The sequence below is a fragment of the Streptomyces sp. CA-251387 genome (assembly GCF_050936625.1).
Classification (GTDB): Bacteria; Actinomycetota; Actinomycetes; order Streptomycetales; family Streptomycetaceae; genus Streptomyces.
This window is the reverse complement of the sequence record NZ_JBNJMJ010000001.1, coordinates 8,839,644-8,861,202: the sequence shown is the minus strand read 5'-3', so window position 1 is coordinate 8,861,202 and position 21,559 is coordinate 8,839,644. Positions and strand designations below refer to the sequence as shown.

Here is a 21,559-nt window from a genome sequence, read left to right as displayed (position 1 = left end):
CGCCCGTGCCGTCAGAGACACCCGTCCAGTCGGACACGCCCGTCCCGTCATAGCCCCCCGCCCGCCACACACACCCGCCCCATCAGAGCCAGCCCTCCCCTTGGGAGATCCGGATCGCGTCGATCCGGTTCCGCGCACCGGTCTTGCGAGTGATGGCCGCCATGTAGTTGCGCACGGTCCCGTGGGACAGGTGCAGGCTCCCCGCGATCTCCGCCACCGAGGCTCCCTCGGCGGCGAGGGATAACACGCTCAGCTCCCGCCGGGTCAGCGGCATCTCGGCGGCCTTGAGGAAGCCGAAGCCCAGCGAGTCGTCGACGAAACGTTCCCCCTCGGCGACGCGCCGGATCCCGTGCACGAGGTTCTCGGGCGAGCCCTCCTTGTCCACATAGCCGAGCGCCCCGGCCTCGGCGGCCCGCTTCAGCAGACCCGGTCTGTTCGCGCTGGCCAGCACGAGCAGCCGCGGCGGTGTCCGGCCCGCCTCACGGGCGCAGAGGTCGCCGAGCGGCGGGATGCCGTAGGCGTCCGAGCAGTCGAGGTCGGCCGCGCAGACGTCCGGACGCACGGATCGCAGACGGCCGGACGCACCCTGCCACGGGGCGTCGAACACCCCGAGGTCCGGTTCCTGGCGCAACCACTCCGCCAGGACCGACCTGACCAGACACGCGTCGTGCACCAGAAGCACCCGGATCACTGTCCGTCCTCTCAGCTCGTCGTACACCGGCACCGGTTCCTCGGTGAGGAGCGCGTGCCCCATTGTTGGCGTCCGGCACCGCCACCGGGCGCGAAGAATCGGCCATCAGGGGGCGCGGGGGCGCACGCGCGGCGCCCGTACGCCGCCGCACGCTTCGACTGCGGGGGCATGCTCCGGGGGCAAGGGGGTACGCCGCGGATCTCGCCGTGCCGGGGGTACCTGTGCGCCTCCGCACGGCCCCGCGCCGGTGTCGAGGAGCGCTCGCCGTGCGCGAAGGGGCGTGAGGGGGGAGATTTGAGCCCTGGGGCCCGGCGCGCGCGAGCGGCGCGGGTCGCCTCGGGACGCGCCCGTGCGAGGAGGTGGTCGGCGTGTCCGACGGGCAGACGTCCGCCCAGGCACCGGCGGCCGCACGGACGCGGGTCGGCCGGCCCCTGCTGTCGCTGGCGCTGGCGTCGATGATGGACGAGGTGAACGCCCACTCCGGTGCCGTCTATCTGCTGGCGGCCGACGAGCCCGTGCTGGAGATGGCGGTGATGGCGGGGCTGCCCCGGGCGTTCGCGGCGCCGTGGGAGCGAGTGGGGCTCAGCGCGCCGATCCCGGTCGCGGAGGCGGTGCGTGAGCGGCGGCTCGTCTGGGTCGCGGGCGAGGAGGACATGGCGGCCCGGTATCCGCGGATCGCCGTCGTGCTGCCCTATCCGTTCGCGCTGGCCGCGCTTCCCGTGGCCACCGAGTCCACCGCGTACGGTGCGATCTTCGTGACCTGGCCCGGTTCGCATCCCCCGGAACTGTCGGACCGGGACCGGGGACACCTCACGGCCGCCTGCCGACGCCTCGCGGTACGGCTGGAGCGCGCGTTGGAGGACAGCCGCCCGCCGCTTCCCGAGCCCGATCTGCTGGCCGGGCCGGCGTTCAGCGGCGCGGCCGGCACGCTCGGCACGGTGGAGGCGGCGCGGATGGTGTCGCGGCTGCCGTACGGGCTGTGCTCGCTCGACCTGCACGGCCGGATCAGCTTCGCCAACCCGGCGGCGGCCGAGCTGATCGGCGTCCCAGCGAGCCGGCTGCTCGGCAACCAGCTGTGGGCGTCGGTGCCGTGGCTGAACGACCCGGTGTACGAGGACCGTTACCGGGCCGCGCTGATGAGCCAGCAGACGACGTCGTTCGTGGCGCTGCGTCCGCCCGGCGACTGGCTGTCGTTCCGTATGTATCCCAGTACGACCGGCCTGAGCGTGCGCATCAGCAGGGCCCGCGCGGTGGCCGAGATGGTCCGCAGCGGGCCACGCCCGAGCGACGCGCCGGCCCGGTTGGTGACCATCTCCCAGGTGCTGAGCCTGGCCGGTGCGCTCACCGAGGCGGCCGGCGTGCAGGACGTGGTGCAGCTGGTCGCGGACGAGATCGTCCCGGCCGTCGGCAGCCAGGCGCTGGTCGTCCTCGGATCGCGGGCGGGGCGGCTGCATGTGCTCGGGCACCGCGGCTATCCGGATCCGCAGATCGTGGAGCGGTTCGACGGCATGCCGCTGACCGAGCAGACCCCGGGCACCCACGCCCTGACCACCGGGGTGCCCGCGTTCTTCGACTCCCGGCAGGAGCTGGAACGCCTGTATCCGCTCCGTGAGGCCACCCCGGACGGCTTCTCGGCCTGGGCGTATCTGCCGCTGATCGCCTCCGGTCGGCCGGTCGGCACCTGTGTGCTCGCCTACGCCGAGCCGCATCCCTTCCCGGCGGACGAACGCGCGGTCCTGACGAGCCTGGGCGGGCTGATCGCGCAGGCGCTGGAGCGGGCCCAGCTCTACGACGCCAAGCACCAGTTGGCGCACGGCCTGCAGGCCGCCCTGCTCCCCCACTCACTGCCGACGCTGCCCGGGATCGACGCGGCCGCACGCTATCTCCCCGCCATGCAGGGCATGGAGATCGGCGGCGACTTCTACGACCTGGTGCCGACGGAGCAGGGTCTGACCGCGGCGGTGATCGGGGACGTGCAGGGCCACAATGTCACCGCGGCCGGCCTGATGGGCCAGATCCGCACCGCCGTACGGGCGTACACGACCGTCGGTCAGGCACCCGAGGAGGTCATGCGCAGCACCAACCGGCTGCTGCTCGACCTCGGTTCCGACCTGTTCGCCAGCTGCCTGTACCTGCGCCTCGACCCGGCACACGGGCGGGCGGTGATGGCCCGCGCCGGGCACCCTCCGCCGCTGCTGAGACGACCGGACGGACGGGTGCGGGTGCTCGACCTCGCCGGTGGGCCGCTGCTGGGCATCGACGGCTCGCCCACCTATCCGACGACGGAGGTCGACCTCGCGCCCGGCTCCGTGCTCGTCCTCTACACCGACGGGCTGATCGAGTCGCCCGGCGTCGACATCGAGGACGCGCTCGCCGACCTCGGCCAGGTGCTCGCCGAGGCCGGTGAGCGGCCGTTGGACGAGCTGGCCGACCTGCTCGTCCAGCACAGCGCGTCGATGCGGGAACGGGTGGACGACGTGGCGCTGCTGTTGTTGCGGGCGCTGGGGTGACGGCTCCGGCTCCGCACACGCCAGTGGTCCGGCCCCCGCCGGAGGACCGGACCACGTGCGTGCGGATCACCTCGATCCGTGCGTCGGTGTGGGTAGGTCAGTTCCCGACGCCGTTGCCGATGATCTCGCCGAGGCCGTTGCCCGTGCCGTCGGCGTTGCCGTTGCCGACCTCCTCACCGGCTCCGGCCTCCTGACCGGCTCCGGCTTCCTCACCGGCTCCGGCCTCTTCACCGGCTCCCGCCTCTTCACCGGCTCCGGCTTCCTCACCGGCTCCCGCCTCTTCACCAGCGCCTGCCTCGTCACCGGCTCCGGCCTCGTCGCCCGCGCCCGCGCCGCCCGCGGCGTCGCCCAGGGTCGCGCCGACCGCCTCCAGGGCGGTGGTCACCGGCTGGAAGAACGTCTCTCCGCCGACCGTGCAGTCGCCGCTGCCGCCGGAGGTGAGGCCGATCGCCAGCCCGTCCTGGGTGAACAGGGAGCCGCCGCTGTCGCCGGGCTCGGCGCAGACGTCGGTCTGGATGAGCCCGGTGACGGTGCCCTCCGGGTAGTTGACGGTGGCGTCGAGCCCCGTGACCTGGCCGTCGTTCAGCCCGGTGGTGCTGCCCATCCGGAAGACCTGCAGACCGACCTCGGCGTCCGCGGCCTGGCTGATCGCGAGGGTCTGGTCGCCGGTGTTGACCTCGCTCGGCGCCTCGGTCGCCGGGTCGTCGTACTTGACCAGCGCGAAGTCGCCGGCGCCGGGGAAGGTGGCCTGGTCGACGGTGGCGATCGGCTGGCCGCCCTCGGTGTCCGACCACTGCTCGGCCGCGACTCCGCAGTGACCGGCGGTCAGGAAGGCGGGGGTGCCGTCGCCGGCGGTGACGTTGAAGCCCGCGGAGCAGCGTGCGCCGCCGGCGAAGATGGCGTCGCCGCCGGAGAGGAACGTCTTGAAGGTGCCGGCCGACTTCTTGATGGTCGCCATGCCGGAGCCGAGGCTCTGGACGGTCGACTCCAGCTGGTCCCAGTTGTCGCCGGTGACCGTGCTGTCGGCGGTGACGAGAATCTTGTTCGTTCTGGGGTCGACGGCCCACGCGGTGCCCGGGATGGTCGCCTCGGACTTCAGGGTCTGCGCGCCGGCCTCGAGCTCGTCCAGGCTGTTCTCGACCTCACGGACCTTCGCGCCCGCCTTCTTCGCCTGGACGATGACGTTGTTGTCGTCGCCGTTCACCACGTTGACGACGAGCTGCTGGCTCTCGGCGTCGTAGTACGAACCGGCGAAGGCGTCGCCGAGCAGTCCCGCGAGCTGCGAGGCGAGATCCGAGGCGTCGGCCGCCTTCAGGGTCTTGGGGGCAGCGGCGGCGCCGTCCGACGCGCCGTCCTGGGACGCGTTGGCGTTCGGCAAAAGGATCGCGGCCGCTCCGAGCGCCACCACGCTGCCCGCGGCTATCGCGGCCTTGCGCTTCGGAATTCGCTTGTGACTCAAACTTCTCGACCTCCTGGGGGACGGGGTCTGTGCCGCCTTTGTTCGGCAGCTGTTCGGGGCGCCTGGTTGGCAGTTGGTACGCACGGGTCCGGTGGGGCGTTCAATTCCGTTTGCACGTGCCCCGTTCGCACCAACGAATCGGCCAAGGAGCGCACCCGAAGGTCCGGCGGCGGGAAGAATCCCCCATATGACGATGACCACCGCCGAAGCCGACAAGATCCTCTCCGCCAACTTCGCCCCCTGGGTGCTCCAACTCAGCCTGTCCGTCGAGGCGGTGGAGGACCGGCGCGCCGTCCTGCGAATGCCCTGGTCGGACACGCTGGCCCGGGAGGGCGGTGCCCTGTCGGGGCAGGCGCTGATGGCCGCCGCCGACACCGCGACCGTGATCGCCGTGTCGGCGGCGCGCGGGGCGTACGGGCCGATGACGACGGTGCAGCAATCGACGTCTTTTCAGCGCGCGGTGATCGGTTCGGATGTCCTGATCGAAGCGGTCGTGACCAAGCTGGGCCGCCGGATGGCCTTCGCCGACATCACGATGACCGACGAGGCGTCGGGAGACATCGCGGCCCGGGCGAGCACGGTGTACGCGCTTCTGGGCTGACACGATCCGCTACCGGTCGGTAGCAGTCGGTTGTGAACACCGATCGGAATCCTGGCTTCAGCGAATCTGCACATTCAATACTCAACGAAGTCACCGTGGGCCGGGGTTCTCCACAGGGTGCTACCGACGGTCACCCCCTTGGGGCCGGAGTGTCGGATTCGCCGCCGCATCGACCCGTGCCGCCCCGAGCGGACGCAACAGCTCGTCGGAGCCGATGCTGTGACGCTTGTGAAGAAGTCGCCGACGAGACGTGCACGCGTCTGCACGGATCGATGCCTCTGGGGCTCAAGTGCCCTGGTGAGGCCGCCGTTTGATTGGAAGCCCCCGCCCGCAGCGTGCTTTGATCCATCGCACCGCGGGGGCCGCGAACGGCTTCCGGAAACGGGCGCCGGGCGCTCGCGGTCGCGGCCGTCATCTGTCCCCAGAGGGGGCCGCTCCCCCTTATGAGATATCCATTAGGAAGGGAAGTTCCATCATGAACTCCACCCCCCAGGTTGAGACCGTCGAGATCTCCGACGCCGAGCTCGACAACGTCTCCGGCGGCCTGCAGGTCAACGCCGTGAACGGTGCCCTCGACGCTGTCAACGGCATTGCCCCGGTTTCCGGCCTGGTCGACACGGTCGTCGGCACCGTGGAGGGTGTCACCGGCCTGAACACCGCCCCGGTCTCGAACCTGGTCGCCGGTCTCTGATCGCGCCTTCGTACCGCTGAGTCCCGGAGCCGTTCCCCGGCTCCGGGACTTACGGGTGCCGCAAGACAAATCCCGGCACCGCTGGCAACACGACCGGCCCATGCGCCGGTCTCCGCTCATCCTCAGGTGAGGGAAAGTTCCGTGCAGTTCCGCCAACAGGCCCTCGCCAAGCTCCAGTCACCGGAGGAGCTCGACCTCCCGGTGCGCTTCGCCCGCCCGCAGGGCTGGCTGGTGCTCTCCGTGACGCTGGTCGTCATGGCCGCCGCGTCCGTGTGGGCGGTGACCGGATCGGTCGCCTCCACGGTGAGCGCGCCCGCCATCCTCACGCACGGCCAAGGCAGTTACGTCCTGCAGAGCCCGGTCGCCGGGCAGGTCACCGCGGTCCTCGCCGAGCAGGGCGCGCGGCTCCCGGCGAACTCCCCCGTACTGAAGGTCCGTACGGCCAAGGGCGAGACGGTCGTCCGTACCGTCGCCGCGGGCCGGGTCACCGCGCTCGCCGCCACCATCGGGCAGATCATCTCCACCGGCGCGAACGTCGCCGCCGTGGAGAAGGTCGCCCACGCCAAGGACCCGCTGTACGCCACGGTGTACGTCCCCGCCGAGAACGCGGCCTCCATACCCGACAAGGCCGCCGTGGACCTCACCGTCTCCTCCGTGCCCACCCAGGAATACGGCGTCCTGCGCGGCCATGTGAAGTCGGTGGACCGCTCCGCGCAGTCGGCGCAGCAGATCGCCGCGTACCTCGGGGACAACCAGCTGGGCGAGCAGTTCACCAAGGACGGCAGGCCGGTGGCCGTGACGGTGAAGCTGGACCGGAACTCGAGCACGAAGAGCGGCTACAAGTGGTCGTCCGCGGACGGGCCGCCGTTCGACCTCACCTCCATGACCACGGCCAACGCCTCGATCCGGCTGACCGATCAGCGTCCCGTCGATTGGCTGCTGCCGTGAGCGCCGCACAGGAGACCCGCAGCCGGCGCCGCGCCGCCCCGCCGAAGCGCCCCGTGCCCAAGGGCAGGGCGAAGACCGTCCGCACGCCCACCGTGCTCCAGATGGAGGCCGTGGAGTGCGGCGCCGCCTCCCTCGCGATGGTCCTCGGCCACTACGGCCGCCATGTCCCGCTGGAGGAGCTGCGCATCGCCTGCGGTGTCTCCCGCGACGGCTCGCGGGCCAGCAACCTGCTGAAGGCCGCCCGCAGCTACGGCCTCACGGCCAAGGGCATGCAGATGGACACGGCCGCCCTCGCCGAGGTGAAGACGCCGGCCATCCTGTTCTGGGAGTTCAACCACTACGTCGTCTACGACGGCATGGGCCGCCGCTTCGGCCGCCGGGGCGTGTACATCAACGACCCCGCCAAGGGCCGCCGCTTCGTGCCCATGGAGGACTTCGACGGCAGCTTCACCGGCGTCGTGCTGGTGATGGAGCCCGGCGAGGGCTTCAGCAAGGGCGGGCGCAAGCCGGGTGTGCTCGGCGCGATGCCGGCCCGGCTGCGCGGCACCGCGGGCACGATGCCCGCCGCGGTGCTGGCGAGCCTGCTCCTGGTGCTGGTGGGCGCTGCGGTGCCCGCGCTGAGCCGCACCTACATCGACATGTTCCTGATCGGCGGGCAGACGTCCCTGCTCAGCGTGCTGTTCACGTCGATGGGCACCTGTGTCCTGTTCACGGTCGTGCTGACCTGGCTGCAGCAGGCGAACCTGCTGCGTGGCCGCATCATCTCCTCGACCCTCTCCAGCGCCCGCTTCCTGCGCCATCTGCTGCGGCTGCCGGTGACGTTCTTCTCCCAGCGCAGCCCGGCCGACCTGGTGCAGCGCCTCCAGTCGAACGACGCCGTGGCCGAGACGCTGGCCCGCGACCTCGCGGCGGCGGGCGTGGACGCGGTGGTCGTCGTCCTGTACGCGATCCTCCTCTACACGTACGACCCCCAGCTCACGTTCGTCGGCATCGGCGTCGCGCTGCTGAACGTCGTCGCCATGCGGGTCGTCATCCGGCTGCGGGCCACCCGTACGGCGAAGCTGCGCGCGGACAGCGCCCGGCTCACCAACACCGCCTACACCGGTCTGCAGCTGATCGAGACGATGAAGGCGACCGGCGGCGAGGACGGCTACTTCCGCAAGTGGGCCGGACAGCACGCCACCACGCTGGAGGAGCAGCAGCGCCTCGGCGTGCCGAGCGCCTGGCTGGGCGTGGTCGCGCCCACGCTCGCCACGCTCAACAGCGCGCTCATCCTCTGGATCGGCGGCATGCGCGCGGTCGAAGGTGGCATATCCGTCGGCCTGCTGGTGGCCTTCCAGGCCCTGGTCACCCGCTTCACCGCCCCGATCACCCGGCTGAACGGTGTCGCGGGCCGCATCCAGGACTTCGCCGCCGACGTGGCCCGTCTGAAGGACGTCGAGAACTTCCAGGCCGACCCGCTCTACGGCCGCCCCGGTGCCGGTGACTCGACGCGCCGGCTGCACGGCCATGTCGAGCTGCAGAACATCACCTTCGGCTACAACCCGCTCGACAAGCCGCTGCTCACCGGATTCGACCTGACCGTGGGCCCGGGCCAGCAGGTGGCGCTGGTCGGCGGCTCGGGCAGCGGCAAGTCCACGGTGTCCCGGCTGATCTCGGGTCTGTACGCCCCCTGGGAGGGCGTCATCCGCATCGACGACCAGCGCATCGAGGACATCCCGCGCGGTGCGCTCGCGGCGTCCGTGTCCTTCGTGGACCAGGAGGTGTTCCTCTTCGAGGGGACGGTCCGCGACAACGTGGCGCTGTGGGACCCGTCGATCCCGGACGACGCGGTGGTGGACGCGCTGCGCGACGCGGCGCTGTACGACGTGGTCATGCGCCGCCCCGGCGGCATCCACAGCAAGGTCGAGCAGGACGGCCGCAACTTCTCGGGCGGGCAGCGCCAGCGCCTGGAGATCGCGCGGGCGTTGGTGCGCCGCCCCAGCATCCTCGTCCTCGACGAGGTGACGAGCGCGCTGGACGCCGAGACCGAGCTGGTCGTGATGGACAACCTGCGCAAGCGAGGCTGCGCCTGTGTGGTGATCGCGCACCGGCTCAGCACCGTGCGCGACAGCGACGAGATCGTCGTACTCCAGCACGGCACGATCGTGGAACGCGGGCGGCACGAGGAGCTGGTGGCGCGCGGCGGCGCGTACGCGGCGCTGGTCAGGGAGCGGTGAGATGACGTCCGTCCACGAGGGTGACCTCGTCCTCAACGCGCTCGGGCAGATGGGCACGCCCATCGACTGCACGGGGTTCAACCGCCTCGACCTCGAAGGCCCGCAGGTGCTGTGGCTGGTCGCGTCCGGCGCGGTGGACCTGTTCGCGGTGGACGCCGGGCAGCAGGGCCACTGGCACCATCTCGGCCGTCTGGAGGCGGGCTCGCTGCTGCTCGGTCCGGTCGCCGGACCGCAGCACACGCTGGTGGCGCGCCCGCTCAGGGACTGCGTGGTGCACCGCATCGGGCTGCGCGAGCTGTACCAGCCCGCGAACACGCAGACCTGGTCCTACGACGAGTACGGCAACCCGCAGTACGTCCCTCCGACGACGAGCCCGCTGGAGTACGCGCTCGCCCTGGGTGTCGGCCGCAGCCTCTCCATCCTCTTCCAGGCGCCGATGGCGACCGAGGGGTCGGCCGCCGAGGTGACCGACGACGACGTCTTCTGGATGCAGGTGCCGCCGGGGAGTGTGCAGTACGGCTCGCTGTACGGCGCGGAGGCGGCCGCCGACCTGCTGATGGACCCGGCGGTCTGGCAGTCCATGGTCGACCAGCAGTACCGGCTGCTGACGACGCTGGACCGCTGGATCGAGCAGCTGGAGCGCACCCACGAGACGCGCACGGCCGAGGGCATCAAGGCGGGCGAGGCGGTACGCGCGCAGGCCGACCGGACGCTGCTGGCGTCCATCGGCAAGCGCAGCGACAAGCGGACGACGGCCGCCGACGCGGACGCCAGCTACGCGGCCTGCAAGCTGGTCGCCCAGGCGGCCGGGATCACGCTGGCCGAGCCCGCGCAGAGCGGTACCGAGAGCGACCGGCTCGACCCGGTCGAGCGGGTGGCCATCGCGTCACGCGTGCGCACCCGGGCCGTCCGGCTGGACGGGCGGTGGTGGCGGGACAACGTAGGGCCGCTGGTGGGCCATCGGGCGCTGTCCGGTGCGCCGGTGGCGCTGCTGTGGCGGCGCGGAGGCTATGTCGCCGTCCATCCGTCGACCGGCCGTGAGACGCCGATCGAGAAGGCCAACGCGGAGGAGTTCGAGCCGCGTGCGGTGATGTTCTACCGCCCGCTGCCCGACCGCGCGCTGAGCCCGCTCAGGTTGCTGCGGTTCAGCATGCGGGGCACGGGCGGCGATCTGACGAACCTGCTGATCAGCGGCCTGGTGACGGTGGCGATCGGCGCGCTGGTGCCGATCGCGACCGGCAAGGTGCTCGGCGAGTTCGTGCCGAAGGCCCAGACCGAGCTGATCGTGCAGTTCTGTCTGGCCGTGATGATCAGCAGCGTCGTGGCCGCGGCCTTCATGCTGCTGCAGAACCTGACGATCCTGCGCCTGGAGGGCCGTATCGAGGCGACGCTCCAACCGGCCCTGTGGGACCGGCTGCTGCGGCTGCCCACGAAGTTCTTCACCGAGCGCTCCACCGGTGAGCTGGCGAGCCAGGCCATGGGCATCAGCGCGATCCGCCGTCTGATGGCCGGCGTCGGCCCCGTCGTCGCGCAGTCGGTGACGGTGGGCGCGATGAACCTGTCCCTGCTGTTCTGGTACAGCGTGCCGATGGCGCTGGCGGCGATCTGCATGCTCGTCGTGATCGCGGCCGTGTTCCTGGGGCTGGGGCTGTGGCAGGTGCGCTGGCAGCGGCGGCTGGTGGTGCTCAGCAACAAGCTCAACAACCAGTCCTTCCAGACGCTGCGCGGGCTGCCGAAGCTGCGTGTCGCGGCGGCCGAGAACTACGCGTACGCGGCCTGGGCGGACCGGTTCGCGCGCAGCCGTGAGCTCCAGCAGAAGGTGGGGCGGATCAAGAATCTCACCACGGTGCTGGGTGCGGTGTATCTGCCGCTGTGCACGCTGCTGATGTTCATGCTGCTGGCGGGTCCGGCGCGCGGGTCGATGTCGGCGGCGGCGTTCCTGACCTTCAACACGTCGGTGACGATGCTGCTCACCTCGGTGACCCAGCTGACCGGTGCGTTCGTGTCGGTGGTGGCCGCGCTGCCGCTGTTCGAGGAGATCAAGCCGGTGCTGGAAGCGACGCCGGAGGTGCGCACGGCGAGCACCCGGCCGGGCCCGCTGACGGGATCGATCGAGGCGCGCCGCCTGTCCTTCCGGTACTCCGACGACGGTCCGCTCGTCCTCGACGACGTGTCCTTCGACGTCCGGCCGGGCGAGTTCGTGGCGATCGTCGGCCCGAGTGGCTGCGGCAAGTCGACGCTGCTGCGGCTGTTGATCGGCTTCGACAAGCCGGTCTCCGGCAGTGTGCTGTACGACGGCCAGGACCTGGCGGCGCTCGACCAGTCGGCCGTGCGCCGGCAGTGCGGGGTCGTGCTGCAGCATGCGCAGCCGTTCACCGGCTCTATCCTCGACGTCATCTGCGGCACCGAGCCGTACACGCCGGAGGAGGCGATGGCGGCGGCCGAGATGGCGGGGCTCGCCGAGGACATCAAGCGGATGCCGATGGGGCTGCACACGATCGTCTCGGGCAGCGGCGCCATCTCCGGCGGTCAGCGGCAACGCCTGATGATCGCCCAGGCGTTGATCCGCCGCCCGCGCATCCTGTTCTTCGACGAGGCGACCAGCGCCCTCGACAACGAGACCCAGCGCACGGTCATCGAGTCCACCAAGGCCCTCAACGCCACCCGCATCGTCATCGCGCACCGCCTGTCCACGGTGCTGGACGCCGATCGCGTGATCGTGATGGAGGACGGCAAGGTCGCCCAGCAGGGCCCGCCCGCACAGCTCCTGGCGGACACGAACGGGCGGCTGCACGAGCTGGTGCGACGCCAGATGGCGTGACCGGGCCGGCCGGCTCCCGCCCACGCCGCGGTGGCCGGCTGCACCGGCCGGCCCTACGAGGTGAACAACCCGCGGCACCGGCAGCACATCACCAAGGCATCCAAGATCCTCATGCTGAACTCGGCATGGCGTCGCACGGCAGGCGGGAATTGAACGAAAGGGCCTAGGCGTCGAGGCCAGGGACCGGGGCGCCGGAGGGGACGCCGGCGGCCACATAGCCGTCGTAGAACTCCTTCCAGGGCGCTCCGGCGCCGGCGTGCGGCCCCTCGAAGCGCTCCCCGCGCGCGTGCGCGTCGAGGGCGGCCAGGCAGACCTCCCAGCCGGCGCTGTTGCGGGCGGCGGTGCTGTCGGCGCCGAGCACGTTGGTGAGCGTGAAGCGGGTGCGCTTGTCGTCCAGGGCCTCCAGGTCGAAGTGCAGCTCGTCGCCGCCCCACTCGAACGACAGGTGGCGCGGCTCGTCGACGGCGATCACGCGGCCCGTGGAGTCCTCCATGTTCGGATCGCCGCCGAACTTGATCGCGCCGCCGGGGCGCAGGTCGATCTCGGCGCGGGACGGGAACCAGTGGGCCAGTTCGTCGGCGTCGGTCACGAACCGCCAGACGCGCTCGACGGGATGGTCGTAGGTACGGCTGAAGCGGACGGCCGGGCGGCCGTCGTCCAGGGTCACATAGCTGCCGGTGAGGTCGGCGGTCATGGGGATCAGTCCTTCGTGGCGGGTTCCTCGGGACGGTCCGGCGCCTCGTCGAGTCGACGGCCCAGCTTGTCCAGACTGGCGTTCCACAGCCTGCGGTACGGGGCCAGCCAGGCGTCGAGTTCGGCGATGGGTGCGGGGTGGAGGGCGTAGACGCGGCGCTGCGCGTCCTGCCGGACCCGCACCAGGCCGGCCTCCCTCAGCACTTTCAGATGCTTGGAGGTGCTCGGCTGGCTCAGCCCGCATGCCTCCACGATCTCCCCGACGGGTCGGGGCCGCTCCAGGAGCAGCGCGACGATGGCCCGTCGGTGCGGATCGGCGAGGGCGGTCCAGAGCGAGGCGTCGGCCATGAGCCCAATATGCCTCCTTGGTTATATGCCGGTCAAGGAATACACCCCTCGCACCCCATCGAAACGTTGCCGTTTCGCTCATGGAGGCCTAGGCTCTTCGAAGTGAACGAAACAGTTTCGTTTACTTCCGCGTTACTTCATCCCGGCTGTCCCTGGAGTTGAATCCCGATGCCCGAGAAGACCCTGACCGGCAGCGCCCGTGAGGGTGCGGTCGAGGCCCCGCCGACGGCCTCGTCCAAGCGATGGTGGATCCTCGCGATCATCGCCGTCGCCCAGCTCATGGTGGTGCTCGACGCCACCATCGTGAACATCGCCCTGCCCTCGGCCCAGGCCGACCTCGGCTTCTCCGACGGCAACCGGCAGTGGATCGTCACCGCCTACGCGCTGGCCTTCGCGTCCCTGCTGCTGCTCGGCGGCCGCATAGCCGACCTGTTCGGCCGCAAGCCCGCCTTCCTCATCGGCGTCGCCGGCTTCGCGGGCGCGTCCGTACTGGGCGGCGCCGCGACCGGCTTCGAGATGCTGGTCGTCGCGCGCGCCCTGCAGGGCGCCTTCGGCGCGCTGCTCGCGCCTGCCGCGCTCTCGCTGCTCAACACCACGTTCACCGACGCCCGTGAGCGGGCCAGGGCGTTCAGCGTGTACGGCGCCATCGCCGGCGCCGGTGGCGCGGTGGGGCTGCTGCTCGGCGGCATCCTGACCGACGCCCTCGACTGGCGCTGGACGCTGTTCGTCAACGTGCCGATCGCCGCGCTCGCCCTGGTCGGCGGCTGGCTGCTGCTGAGCAACCACCGCGACGCCGCGAACTCCAAGCTGGACGTGCCGGGCACGCTCCTGGTCGCCGGCGGTCTGTTCGGGCTGGTCTACGGCTTCTCCAACGCCGAGACGCACGACTGGGGTTCGCCTCAGAGCTGGGGCTACCTGCTCGCGGGCGGCGTTCTGCTGGCGGCCTTCGCCTGGTGGCAGACCCGGGCCCCGCACCCGCTGCTGCCGCTGCGGATCCTGCTCGACCGCAACAGGGGCGCCTCGTTCCTGGCCGTCCTGGTCTCCGGTGCGGGCATGTTCGGCGTGTTCCTCTTCCTCACCTACTACCTGCAGCTGAACCTGGGCTTCAGCCCGACGAAGACCGGCGTGGCGTTCCTGCCGATGGTGGGCGCTCTGATGGTGGCGGCCCAGCTCGGCACCACGGTCCTGCTGCCGCGGATGGGCCCGAAAGCCCTGGTCCCGCTGGGCTTCGGGATCGCGACGGCCGGCATGGCCTGGCTGACCGGGATCGGGGTCGGCTCGTCGTACGTGAGCGCGGTGCTCCCGCAGCTGATCGTGATCGGCGCCGGTCTCGGCCTGGTGATGCCGACGACGATGCAACTGGCCACCGGCGGAGTGGCCGCCGAGGACGCGGGCGTCGCCTCCGCGACCGTCAACGCCATGCAGCAGGCGGGCGGTTCGATCGGTACGGCGCTGTTGAACACGCTCGCGGCGAGCGCCGCGGCCGACTATCTCGCCGGCAAGGACGCCACCAGCAGGATGGTGCAGGCCCAGGCGACGATCGAGAGCTACACCACCGCTTTCTGGTGGTCGGCGGGCTTCTTCGCCGCGGGCGCGTTGATCGCCTTCCTGCTCTTCCGCCGCGGGGTGCCCGAGGAGGACGCCTCCGCCGCACCGGTCGTCCACATGTGATCGACTTGATCCGCCGAGGCACGAGGGGCCGCCGTCCGCAGGGAGACGGCGGCCCCTGCGCGCTGCCATGGGCCGTATGCCCTGTACGAGCGCCACCGGCGTGCGGTGCGGGGCCGGTTGCCCCGGCATGCACCAGAGCGCGGCGGCTGATCCTGTTGGCCCGGTCCGAAAAACGGGTACTCACGGGCCCATGCGAATCAGCGTGGTGGATGTGGGGTCGAACACGGTCCGGCTGGTGGTGGCCGACGCGGAGGACGGTGCACCGCTACCGGTTCACACCGCGAAATGGCGGCTGAGGCTGTCGGAGCAGGTGAAGCCCGGGGGAAGCATCCCGGAGGAGGCCGTCGAGCGGCTCGTCGGCGCGGTCGCCGAGGCGAGCCGCACCGCCGCCCGCTGGGGCGCGGCCGAACCGATGGCGTTCGCGACGGCCGTGGTGCGCGCCGCCCCGAACCGTACGGAGGTGCTGCGCGCCGTCCGGGACCGGACGGGAGTGGACCTGTGCACCATGCCGGGCGAACTCGAGGCCGAGCTGACGTTTCTGGGAGCGCGGCAGTGGATGGGGTGGCGGTCGGGGCCGCTCGCGCTGCTGGACATCGGGGGCGGTTCCCTCGAAGTGGCCTTCGGGCGCGGCCGGTTGCCGGGCTTCGTGGCCTCGCTGCCGCTCGGCGCGGGACGGCTCACCCATGAGTTCTTCGCCGGGGAGGACCCGCCCCCGCCGGAACGGGTGCGGGCGCTGCGCCGCAAGGTCCGCCATCAGCTGCGGGACGTGGCGGCCCGGATCCGCTGGGAGGGGCCTCGCACCGCGGTGGCCACCTCGCGCACCTTCCAGCAGCTGGGCCGACTGTGCGGGGCGCCGCCCGGGCGCCACGGCCCGTTCATGGAACGGCGGTTGGCCCGCTCGGACCTGCGCGAGGCGGTGACCCGGCTGGCCGCGCTGCCCGCCGCCGAACGTTCCCGCCTCCCCGGCATCTCCGCACCACGGGCCGCGCAGAGCCTGGCCGGCGCGGTCGTCGGGCACACGGCGATGAAGCTGACCGGTCTGCGGACGGTCACCATCTGCCCCTGGGCGATCCGCGAGGGAGTCCTGCTGCGGCAGATACAGGACGGCCCGTCCTGGTGGGCGGAACTGACCCAGCTGGACGAGGAGGCCGCTCCCCCGGAGCCGGTGCCGCTGCGCCTCGCGGCGGCGGCCGGTCAGACGGAGGCGGCGACGAGCCGACGGAGGGCCGGCGATCGCGATCGCGACCGCGCCCGCTGAACGACGGAAGGAGACAGCCATGGCCGACCACGACAAGCGGCACCGGCAAGAGCCCGAGACCGCCGCCGAAGAGGTCCTGCGCGAGTTCGCCGACGCAGAGCACCGCATCCGGGACTCCGCCGAACAGCGCAGGCGCAGGGGCGAGGCGGGCGAGGCCATCACCCCCAACACGCGCGCCCAGGAGGAGTCCGAGGGAGAGTGACCGGGCGCGCGCCCTGGCCGTGCGTGTCCGGTGAACCGTCCTGCCCGGGCGGCGTCCCGGACGCCCGGCCAGGGGGCGGGGCGAGTGCCGCCCCAGGTGCATGACTGCCCGCAGCCACGCCGTCATCGGCGCGTTGCCGCGATGGCCTGCCCGAGCTCGGCCGGCGCACCCGAGATCTCGCCGCGGGCGTCCGCCCGGTTCCACGCTCACGGGTGGCCCGGCACCCCACGGGTACTCGGCCGCCATGACACACGACGTCCGCATGGCACGCAGCGGCGCGGAACCCCGGCTGCCGTCCGCCCGGGGCCGCCTCTCCGCCGCCCTCGAGGAGTATCTGCGGGGTACGGGCCCGCCGCTCAGGCACGAGGACGTCGCGGGTGCGCCCGTCTACGGCGACGACCTCCAGCTGGCCCTCTACCTCTGCTACGAACTGCACTACCGCGGTTTCGCCGGGGTGTCCGAGGCCCTCGAATGGGACCCGGACCTGCTGCGCGGCCGCGCGGCGCTGGAGCACCGTTTCCTGACCGCCCTGCGCGCGGACGCCCCCGGCCACGACAGCGTCGAGGACTCGCTGGCCGACCTCCTGGTCGAACCCGTCGACGGCACCGGCGTCAGCCACTACCTGTGCACCGAGGGCGAGTTGTGGCAGCTGCGCGAGTACGCGGCCCAGCGCTCCCTGTACCACCTCAAGGAAGCGGACCCGCACGCCTGGGTGCTGCCGCGGCTGTGGGGCAGGGCCAAGGCCGGCATGGCGGCGGTGGAGTTCGACGAGTTCGGCGGCGGCCGCCCCGACCGCGTCCACGCCCGCCTCTTCGCCGACCTGATGACCGACCTCGACCTGGACACGACATACGGGCACTATCTCGACGAGGCGACCGCGGAGGCCCTGGCCACGGTCAACCTGATGTCCCTGCTCGGCCTGCACCGGGAGCTGCGCGGCGCACTCGTCGGTCATTTCGCGGCGGTCGAGATCACCTCGTCACCGGCCTCCCGGCGACTGGCCGAGGCGATGCGCCGCACGGGCGCCGGGCCCGCCGCCGAGCACTTCTACGACGAGCATGTCGAGGCGGACGCGGTGCACGAGCAGGTCGTACGCCACGACGTCATCGGCGGTCTCCTCGCCGAGGAGCCGCATCTCGCCCCCGACGTCGCGTTCGGCATCGACGTCACCGGGTTTCTGGAGGACCGCTTCGCCGACCGGCTGCTCGGCGCCTGGCGCGCGGGACGGTCGTCGCTGCGCACACCTCTTCGGCCCGGAATCTCCATTATTTCCTGAATGCCGGGGTACCCGGGCGCCGTGAAACCACTGGTGCCACCGGGTGTCTACAGTCCTCAGGAGGACACCGACCTGCTGGTCGATGCCCTGCTCGACGAGCCGCTGCCGGACGGCGCGGACGTCCTCGACGTGGGAACGGGCTCGGGCGCACTGGCGCTCGAGGCCGCGCGGCGCGGCACACATGTGACCGCGGTGGACGTCTCCTGGCGGGCGGTGTACACGGCACGGCTGAACGCCTGGCTGGCCCGGCTGCCGGTCCGCATCCGGCACGGCAACCTCTTCGCCCCGGTGCGGGGACAGTCGTTCGATCTCATCCTCGCCAATCCGCCGTATGTGCCCGCGCCCGACACGGGCCGCGCGCCGCACGGTGCGGCGCGGTCCTGGGACGCGGGCCGGGACGGACGGCTCGTCCTCGACCGGATCTGCCGGGAGGCCCCCGCCCTGCTGCGGCCCGGCGGTGTTCTGCTGGTCGTGCACTCGGAGCTCAGCCGGCCCGGCCGGACGCTGGCACACCTGCGCGACGCGGGGCTCAAGGCATCCGTGACCCGGCGCCGTGTGATCCCCTTCGGCCCCGTGCTGCGCTCGCGCGAGGCCTGGCTGCGCAAGCGCGGCCTGCTGTCCGCTTCGGATCAGTCGGTTCCGAGGGAAGAGCTGGTGGTCGTCCGTGCCGAACTCCCCGTCTGACGAGCCGCGCCGCATCAAGGTCCAGCGTCAGGGCCCCCTGTTGGTCGAGGGCCCGGTCGAGGTGGAACTGGAGGACGGCACGCTCGTCTCCTCCGACCGCTTCCGCGTCGCCCTGTGCACCTGCCGCCGCAGCCGCCGCTACCCCTGGTGCGACACCAGCCATCGCGAGCGCGCGAAGGATCGGTGAGCCTGCCAGTGGATCGACGAGCGCTCAGTCGAAATACGATTCGAGCGTGCCGCGGCGCCGGAGGTCGAGCGTCGCACAGTGGAACGAGCCGCCGAACGGCGCGTAGTGCAGCAGGTCGCACGGGATCGGCTCGAACCCCCACTGCTCGAGCGCGCGCAGCATGCCGGTGTGGTGGCGCTCGGCGATCACGCGCTTCTCGTCGACCATGAGCACGTTCATGCTGAGCCATTTGCCGCACATCGAGGTGACTCTGAGCAGACGGTCGTCGATCGGGTCCGGCTCGGGAGCGACCAGGATGTCCCACGAGTCCAGGACGCCGGGCAGGCGGTCGGGGTCTATGTATGCGGGATTGATAAGGGCCTTGCCGGGCGCAAGCAGTACGAAAGTCGTGTCGATGTGCATGGGCGTGCGGCACCGGCTCTCGATCTCGTGGATCCGATAGCCGGGTCCAAGGTGGCGGCGCAGCCACTCGATGCCCATCCGATTGGTGACGTTGCTTCGCGTGACGAACAGATCACGACCCGCACGCACGAAATCCGCGGCATCGAAGACCGGCTCGAACTCCGTCAGGACGTAGCGCATGGGCTCGCCGGGCGCGGGTGCGCGGAAACCCGGCTCGAACAGCGCGTCCGTGAGCTGTGGTTTCGGTGCCGCCGTCCAGCGCGCACCGCGCCGGAAGCAGTCCTTCAGGATCTCGCGATAGGCGTGGGTCTCGAAATACCGGCACGGCCACGCCATCGGGGTCTCGATGATCTCGTCGCCGATCACGAGCAGGCTGTCACGGGGACAGGTGTTGCAGAAACCGCGCGACGACCAGTGGGGGGTTCCGAACCGCCGCCTGTGGTCAACCGCCTCCGGGCGCCTGACCGTGACGCCGAGGGACCGAAGGAGCGCGATGAACTCCTCGAGTTCGTGCTGCGCTCGCTCGATCAGCACGCGTGGATATCTGAAGCCGCCGGCAAGTCCCAGCAACCGCCCCGCCCATGGCGGGACATTGCAGGTCACGACCGGATGGCGGGAGGGGATCGTCGCGCCGTCGAGGCGCCCGACGACGATGTCCTCCAGCGGGTCCCACTCATTGTGCGAATTGACGGGCGAAGCAAGGGGTTCCACAGTGCTGCCGGGTACCCCGCAGCCGCTTGATCACTCAGTGTGGTGACTGGCAGCGGTCAGTCCGACGACCCGCTGCCATGACGACACAGCCCAGGAGTCAATCCTTCTGGGCGTAATTCATCAGGTCGGGTGAACCGCATCTTGCCCGCGGCGCGGCAGGGATGCTCACGCTCGCCCCCGGGTAACTACCCGGATCAAGTGCGCCCCTGCAGAGGTGGAGCGGACATGACGCCGGACGCCGACGACCGCGCCCCCTATCCGACCGAGGACCTGGCCGCGAGCACCTCCCGGTCCACGCCACCCCCGGCGAACGCTCATGCCCGCACCCGCAGATGCGGCGCGTTCACGGTGGTCGAGGTCATGGGTGAGATCGATCTGGCCACGGAGGCGCTACTCACCGAGCATCTGAACGCGGCGACCGCGAGGGCGGAGCCGGATGTGCTGGTCGATCTGCGGCGGGCCGACTTCTTCGACTGCTCGGGCCTGCGCGTCCTGTGCCGGGCCGAGACACGGGCCAGAGACCACGGCGGCCGTCTGCGCCTCGTGGCGGACGCTCCGCGGATCCGGCGACTGCTGCGCGGTGCCGACCTGCTGGGTCGCTTTCCCCTCCTGCCCGGGATCCCCCGGGATGTGCCGGACAGGCCCTAGCGGTGCGAGGTGTCGGCCGGGCGGCCCCACTCCGCCCGGCCGACCCCCGGTGCGAGATCGCGGGGCCCCTCGGCAGCACACACACTCCCCAATCTGCGTGCCTCTGCCGAACTGCACGGGGCCGTACGATCCCGGTCCTTAGAACGCGAAGAGGCTCGTCAGAACGCGAAGAGGCTCGTCGCGTAGGAGCTCTTCACGCACTCGTTGGAGAAGGTGCGCTCATAAGAGACGCGCTTGCCCTGCCAGACGCCGTCGACCGTGACCAGCACGGGGTCGTACTGCTTGGTGCACAGCATGCCGTCCGTCGCCTTGAGCGCATCGAAGTCCCCGCCGACGCCGCGCAGTTCGGCACAGGCCGAAGCGGCGTCCGGGTGCGTGCCGGAGGGCGTCGGGGCACAGCTCAGCGTGACCGCACGGACCGGGGTGGCCGTCGCGGCGTCGTCGCCGTAGGCCACGGTGAGCACCAGGGCCGAGGGTGCGTAGAGCGAGGCGGGGGCGGCGTCCTGGGCGGCCAGGGCGGATCCGGTGAGAGGTCCGCAGACGGCGGTGGCCGTGAGGCCGAGGGTCGCTGCCCAGCGCGCGGTGTTCCGCATTGTGTGCATCCTTCCGCTCGAGTTGAGGGTGTGCCGGCTCCGGCGCGATCGGTGCCGGAGCGACGAGCGGGAGTCTGCCGAGTCCGCCGCCGAAACTCACATCGACACCACCGGTTTCAGTAACCTTGCGTATTGAATCAGTGGCGTGAAGTAACGGACTTCGAACGTTCCAACGCCGGAACTTGGCGGCTCTTGATCGTTCCAAGTCGTCGAGTGGCCGGATTTCGCACACTGATTAATAGGCCTGAAACATTCCGCTTGGGCCCTCGGGTTGAGCTCTCAGCTGACTCGCCCCCTCGGCTCTTGCATCCCCAGGCCGGTGGAGTAATGGTCATTACATGATTACCAGCGAGCAACGAGAGAAACTGCGCGGCTGGTTCGCCGGCCGCCTCCCCGACGACCTCTTCGAGGAACTGACCGAGGTGACGGTCGACCGCGAGGAGATCACCGTGATCGGCCGCATCCCCGCACCCCAGCTGGCCGAGGACGTCTCGGCCGCCGAGCGCGAGGCGGCCGTGGAGGGCCGGATCCAGGAGTTCCGGGAGCGCACCCGGGAGACCAGGATCGGGGTGGCCCGCGAGGCGGAGCACCGGTTCCGCCGGAAGGTCTCCTGGGGCGTGGAGTGCGGTGGCGAGCGCGCCCTGTTCACGCACATCGCCGCCCCGGTGATGACCCGGCTGCGTCAGCCCGAGCGGCAGGTCCTCGACACCCTGATCGCCGGCGGCGTCGCCCGCAGCCGCAGCGACGCCCTCGCCTGGTGCGTACGGCTGGTGCAGCGGCACACGGACGACTGGCTCACCGAACTGCGCGAGTCCCTGGAGAACGTGCAGCGGGTGCGGGCACAGGGGCCGGACGCGGAACCGGCGGACGGGCCCACGGACAGCGACTGATGGAGGTTTCGTCCACACTCGGCACCGAAGATGGATGAACCGTCCTCTGGTGCGGA

At 71.2% G+C, this 21,559-nt stretch carries 20 protein-coding genes; 14 read left to right on the top strand and 6 right to left on the bottom strand.

Annotation, left to right across the window (positions count from 1 at the left end; genetic code table 11):
- Positions 1-82 precede the first annotated feature (82 nt).
- A complete protein-coding gene (locus ACQEV2_RS39550) occupies positions 83-691 on the bottom strand; it encodes a LuxR C-terminal-related transcriptional regulator (protein WP_433055142.1) in 609 nt (202 codons plus the stop codon).
- A 359-nt stretch (positions 692-1,050) separates the two neighbouring features.
- On the opposite strand from ACQEV2_RS39550, the gene ACQEV2_RS39545 reads away from it, so the two are divergent.
- Positions 1,051-3,201 (top strand): SpoIIE family protein phosphatase, encoded by a 2,151-nt coding sequence (locus ACQEV2_RS39545; protein ID WP_433053161.1) that lies wholly within the window; start codon positions 1,051-1,053, stop codon positions 3,199-3,201.
- A gap of 97 nt (positions 3,202-3,298) precedes the next feature.
- Here ACQEV2_RS39545 and ACQEV2_RS39540 read toward each other — a convergent pair whose 3' ends face one another.
- A complete protein-coding gene (locus ACQEV2_RS39540; protein ID WP_433053158.1) occupies positions 3,299-4,660 on the bottom strand; it encodes a S1 family peptidase in 1,362 nt (453 codons plus the stop codon).
- A gap of 187 nt (positions 4,661-4,847) precedes the next feature.
- Here ACQEV2_RS39540 and ACQEV2_RS39535 point away from each other — a divergent pair, with 187 nt between their 5' ends.
- The 5 genes from ACQEV2_RS39535 to ACQEV2_RS39515 all read left to right on the top strand — a co-directional run bounded on the left by ACQEV2_RS39535 (position 4,848) and on the right by ACQEV2_RS39515 (position 11,940).
- A complete protein-coding gene (locus ACQEV2_RS39535; protein ID WP_433053155.1) occupies positions 4,848-5,261 on the top strand; it encodes a PaaI family thioesterase in 414 nt (137 codons plus the stop codon).
- 475 nt (positions 5,262-5,736) lie between these two features.
- A complete protein-coding gene (locus ACQEV2_RS39530) occupies positions 5,737-5,952 on the top strand; it encodes a type A2 lantipeptide (protein WP_215153194.1) in 216 nt (71 codons plus the stop codon).
- A 141-nt stretch (positions 5,953-6,093) separates the two neighbouring features.
- Positions 6,094-6,900, top strand: a complete 807-nt coding sequence (locus ACQEV2_RS39525) for an HlyD family efflux transporter periplasmic adaptor subunit (protein WP_433053152.1) — start codon at positions 6,094-6,096, stop codon at positions 6,898-6,900.
- Positions 6,897-9,119 (top strand): NHLP family bacteriocin export ABC transporter peptidase/permease/ATPase subunit, encoded by a 2,223-nt coding sequence (locus ACQEV2_RS39520; protein ID WP_433053149.1) that lies wholly within the window; start codon positions 6,897-6,899, stop codon positions 9,117-9,119. The genes ACQEV2_RS39525 and ACQEV2_RS39520 overlap by 4 nt, the downstream gene beginning before the upstream one ends.
- Position 9,120: 1 nt before the next feature.
- The gene (locus ACQEV2_RS39515; RefSeq protein WP_433053146.1) at positions 9,121-11,940 is read left to right on the top strand and encodes an NHLP bacteriocin export ABC transporter permease/ATPase subunit; all 2,820 of its coding nucleotides are present in this window, start codon (positions 9,121-9,123) and stop codon (positions 11,938-11,940) included.
- 163 nt (positions 11,941-12,103) lie between these two features.
- On the opposite strand, the gene ACQEV2_RS39510 is transcribed toward ACQEV2_RS39515, so the two are convergent.
- Together ACQEV2_RS39510 and ACQEV2_RS39505 are read right to left on the bottom strand one after the other, a co-directional pair.
- The gene (locus ACQEV2_RS39510; RefSeq protein WP_433053143.1) at positions 12,104-12,634 is read right to left on the bottom strand and encodes an SRPBCC family protein; all 531 of its coding nucleotides are present in this window, start codon (positions 12,632-12,634) and stop codon (positions 12,104-12,106) included.
- Positions 12,635-12,639: 5 nt separating this feature from the next.
- Complete coding sequence (locus tag ACQEV2_RS39505; protein ID WP_433053140.1) at positions 12,640-12,981, bottom strand: ArsR/SmtB family transcription factor; 342 nt, start codon at positions 12,979-12,981, stop codon at positions 12,640-12,642.
- A 168-nt stretch (positions 12,982-13,149) separates the two neighbouring features.
- On the opposite strand from ACQEV2_RS39505, the gene ACQEV2_RS39500 reads away from it, so the two are divergent.
- The 6 genes from ACQEV2_RS39500 (at position 13,150) to ACQEV2_RS39475 (ending at position 18,259) form a co-directional block, all read left to right on the top strand.
- Entirely contained in the window at positions 13,150-14,652 is a 1,503-nt protein-coding gene (locus ACQEV2_RS39500; RefSeq protein WP_433053137.1) for an MFS transporter, read from the top strand.
- A 190-nt stretch (positions 14,653-14,842) separates the two neighbouring features.
- Complete coding sequence (locus ACQEV2_RS39495; RefSeq protein ID WP_433053134.1) at positions 14,843-15,910, top strand: Ppx/GppA family phosphatase; 1,068 nt, start codon at positions 14,843-14,845, stop codon at positions 15,908-15,910.
- A gap of 19 nt (positions 15,911-15,929) precedes the next feature.
- A complete protein-coding gene (locus ACQEV2_RS39490) occupies positions 15,930-16,112 on the top strand; it encodes a hypothetical protein (protein ID WP_433053131.1) in 183 nt (60 codons plus the stop codon).
- Between the two features lie 244 nt (positions 16,113-16,356).
- On the top strand, positions 16,357-17,388 hold the full coding sequence (locus ACQEV2_RS39485; protein WP_433053128.1) for an iron-containing redox enzyme family protein: 1,032 nt from the start codon (positions 16,357-16,359) through the stop codon (positions 17,386-17,388).
- The gene (locus ACQEV2_RS39480) at positions 17,389-18,072 is read left to right on the top strand and encodes a HemK2/MTQ2 family protein methyltransferase (RefSeq protein WP_433053125.1); all 684 of its coding nucleotides are present in this window, start codon (positions 17,389-17,391) and stop codon (positions 18,070-18,072) included.
- Positions 18,053-18,259 (top strand): CDGSH iron-sulfur domain-containing protein, encoded by a 207-nt coding sequence (locus ACQEV2_RS39475; protein ID WP_398809336.1) that lies wholly within the window; start codon positions 18,053-18,055, stop codon positions 18,257-18,259. Before ACQEV2_RS39480 ends, ACQEV2_RS39475 begins: the two co-directional genes overlap by 20 nt.
- 24 nt (positions 18,260-18,283) lie before the next feature.
- On the opposite strand, the gene ACQEV2_RS39470 is transcribed toward ACQEV2_RS39475, so the two are convergent.
- On the bottom strand, positions 18,284-19,372 hold the full coding sequence (locus ACQEV2_RS39470; protein WP_433053122.1) for an amidinotransferase: 1,089 nt from the start codon (positions 19,370-19,372) through the stop codon (positions 18,284-18,286).
- A 225-nt stretch (positions 19,373-19,597) separates the two neighbouring features.
- Between ACQEV2_RS39470 and ACQEV2_RS39465 the strand changes: the two genes are divergently transcribed.
- Positions 19,598-20,020: an STAS domain-containing protein gene (locus ACQEV2_RS39465; protein ID WP_433053119.1), complete on the top strand. Its 423-nt coding sequence runs from the start codon at positions 19,598-19,600 to the stop codon at positions 20,018-20,020.
- Positions 20,021-20,178: 158 nt separating this feature from the next.
- Here the strand turns inward: ACQEV2_RS39465 and ACQEV2_RS39460 are convergent, their stop codons facing one another.
- Positions 20,179-20,613 (bottom strand): protease inhibitor, encoded by a 435-nt coding sequence (locus ACQEV2_RS39460; RefSeq protein WP_433053116.1) that lies wholly within the window; start codon positions 20,611-20,613, stop codon positions 20,179-20,181.
- Positions 20,614-20,951: 338 nt separating this feature from the next.
- Between ACQEV2_RS39460 and ACQEV2_RS39455 the strand changes: the two genes are divergently transcribed.
- Positions 20,952-21,503, top strand: coding sequence for a hypothetical protein (locus ACQEV2_RS39455; RefSeq protein ID WP_433053113.1), 552 nt, complete (start codon positions 20,952-20,954; stop codon positions 21,501-21,503).
- Positions 21,504-21,559: the final 56 nt, after the last annotated feature.

Coding starts and splice junctions, on each gene's coding strand:
- ACQEV2_RS39535 (WP_433053155.1), top strand. CDS start 4,848: ATGACGATGACCACCGCCGAAGCCGACAAGATCCTCTCCGCCAACTTC.
- ACQEV2_RS39530 (WP_215153194.1), top strand. CDS start 5,737: ATGAACTCCACCCCCCAGGTTGAGACCGTCGAGATCTCCGACGCCGAG.
- ACQEV2_RS39515 (WP_433053146.1), top strand. CDS start 9,121: ATGACGTCCGTCCACGAGGGTGACCTCGTCCTCAACGCGCTCGGGCAG.
- ACQEV2_RS39510 (WP_433053143.1), bottom strand. CDS start 12,634: ATGACCGCCGACCTCACCGGCAGCTATGTGACCCTGGACGACGGCCGC.
- ACQEV2_RS39505 (WP_433053140.1), bottom strand. CDS start 12,981: ATGGCCGACGCCTCGCTCTGGACCGCCCTCGCCGATCCGCACCGACGG.
- ACQEV2_RS39500 (WP_433053137.1), top strand. CDS start 13,150: ATGCCCGAGAAGACCCTGACCGGCAGCGCCCGTGAGGGTGCGGTCGAG.
- ACQEV2_RS39495 (WP_433053134.1), top strand. CDS start 14,843: ATGCGAATCAGCGTGGTGGATGTGGGGTCGAACACGGTCCGGCTGGTG.
- ACQEV2_RS39490 (WP_433053131.1), top strand. CDS start 15,930: ATGGCCGACCACGACAAGCGGCACCGGCAAGAGCCCGAGACCGCCGCC.
- ACQEV2_RS39485 (WP_433053128.1), top strand. CDS start 16,357: ATGACACACGACGTCCGCATGGCACGCAGCGGCGCGGAACCCCGGCTG.
- ACQEV2_RS39480 (WP_433053125.1), top strand. CDS start 17,389: ATGCCGGGGTACCCGGGCGCCGTGAAACCACTGGTGCCACCGGGTGTC.
- ACQEV2_RS39465 (WP_433053119.1), top strand. CDS start 19,598: ATGACGCCGGACGCCGACGACCGCGCCCCCTATCCGACCGAGGACCTG.
- ACQEV2_RS39460 (WP_433053116.1), bottom strand. CDS start 20,613: ATGCGGAACACCGCGCGCTGGGCAGCGACCCTCGGCCTCACGGCCACC.
- ACQEV2_RS39455 (WP_433053113.1), top strand. CDS start 20,952: ATGATTACCAGCGAGCAACGAGAGAAACTGCGCGGCTGGTTCGCCGGC.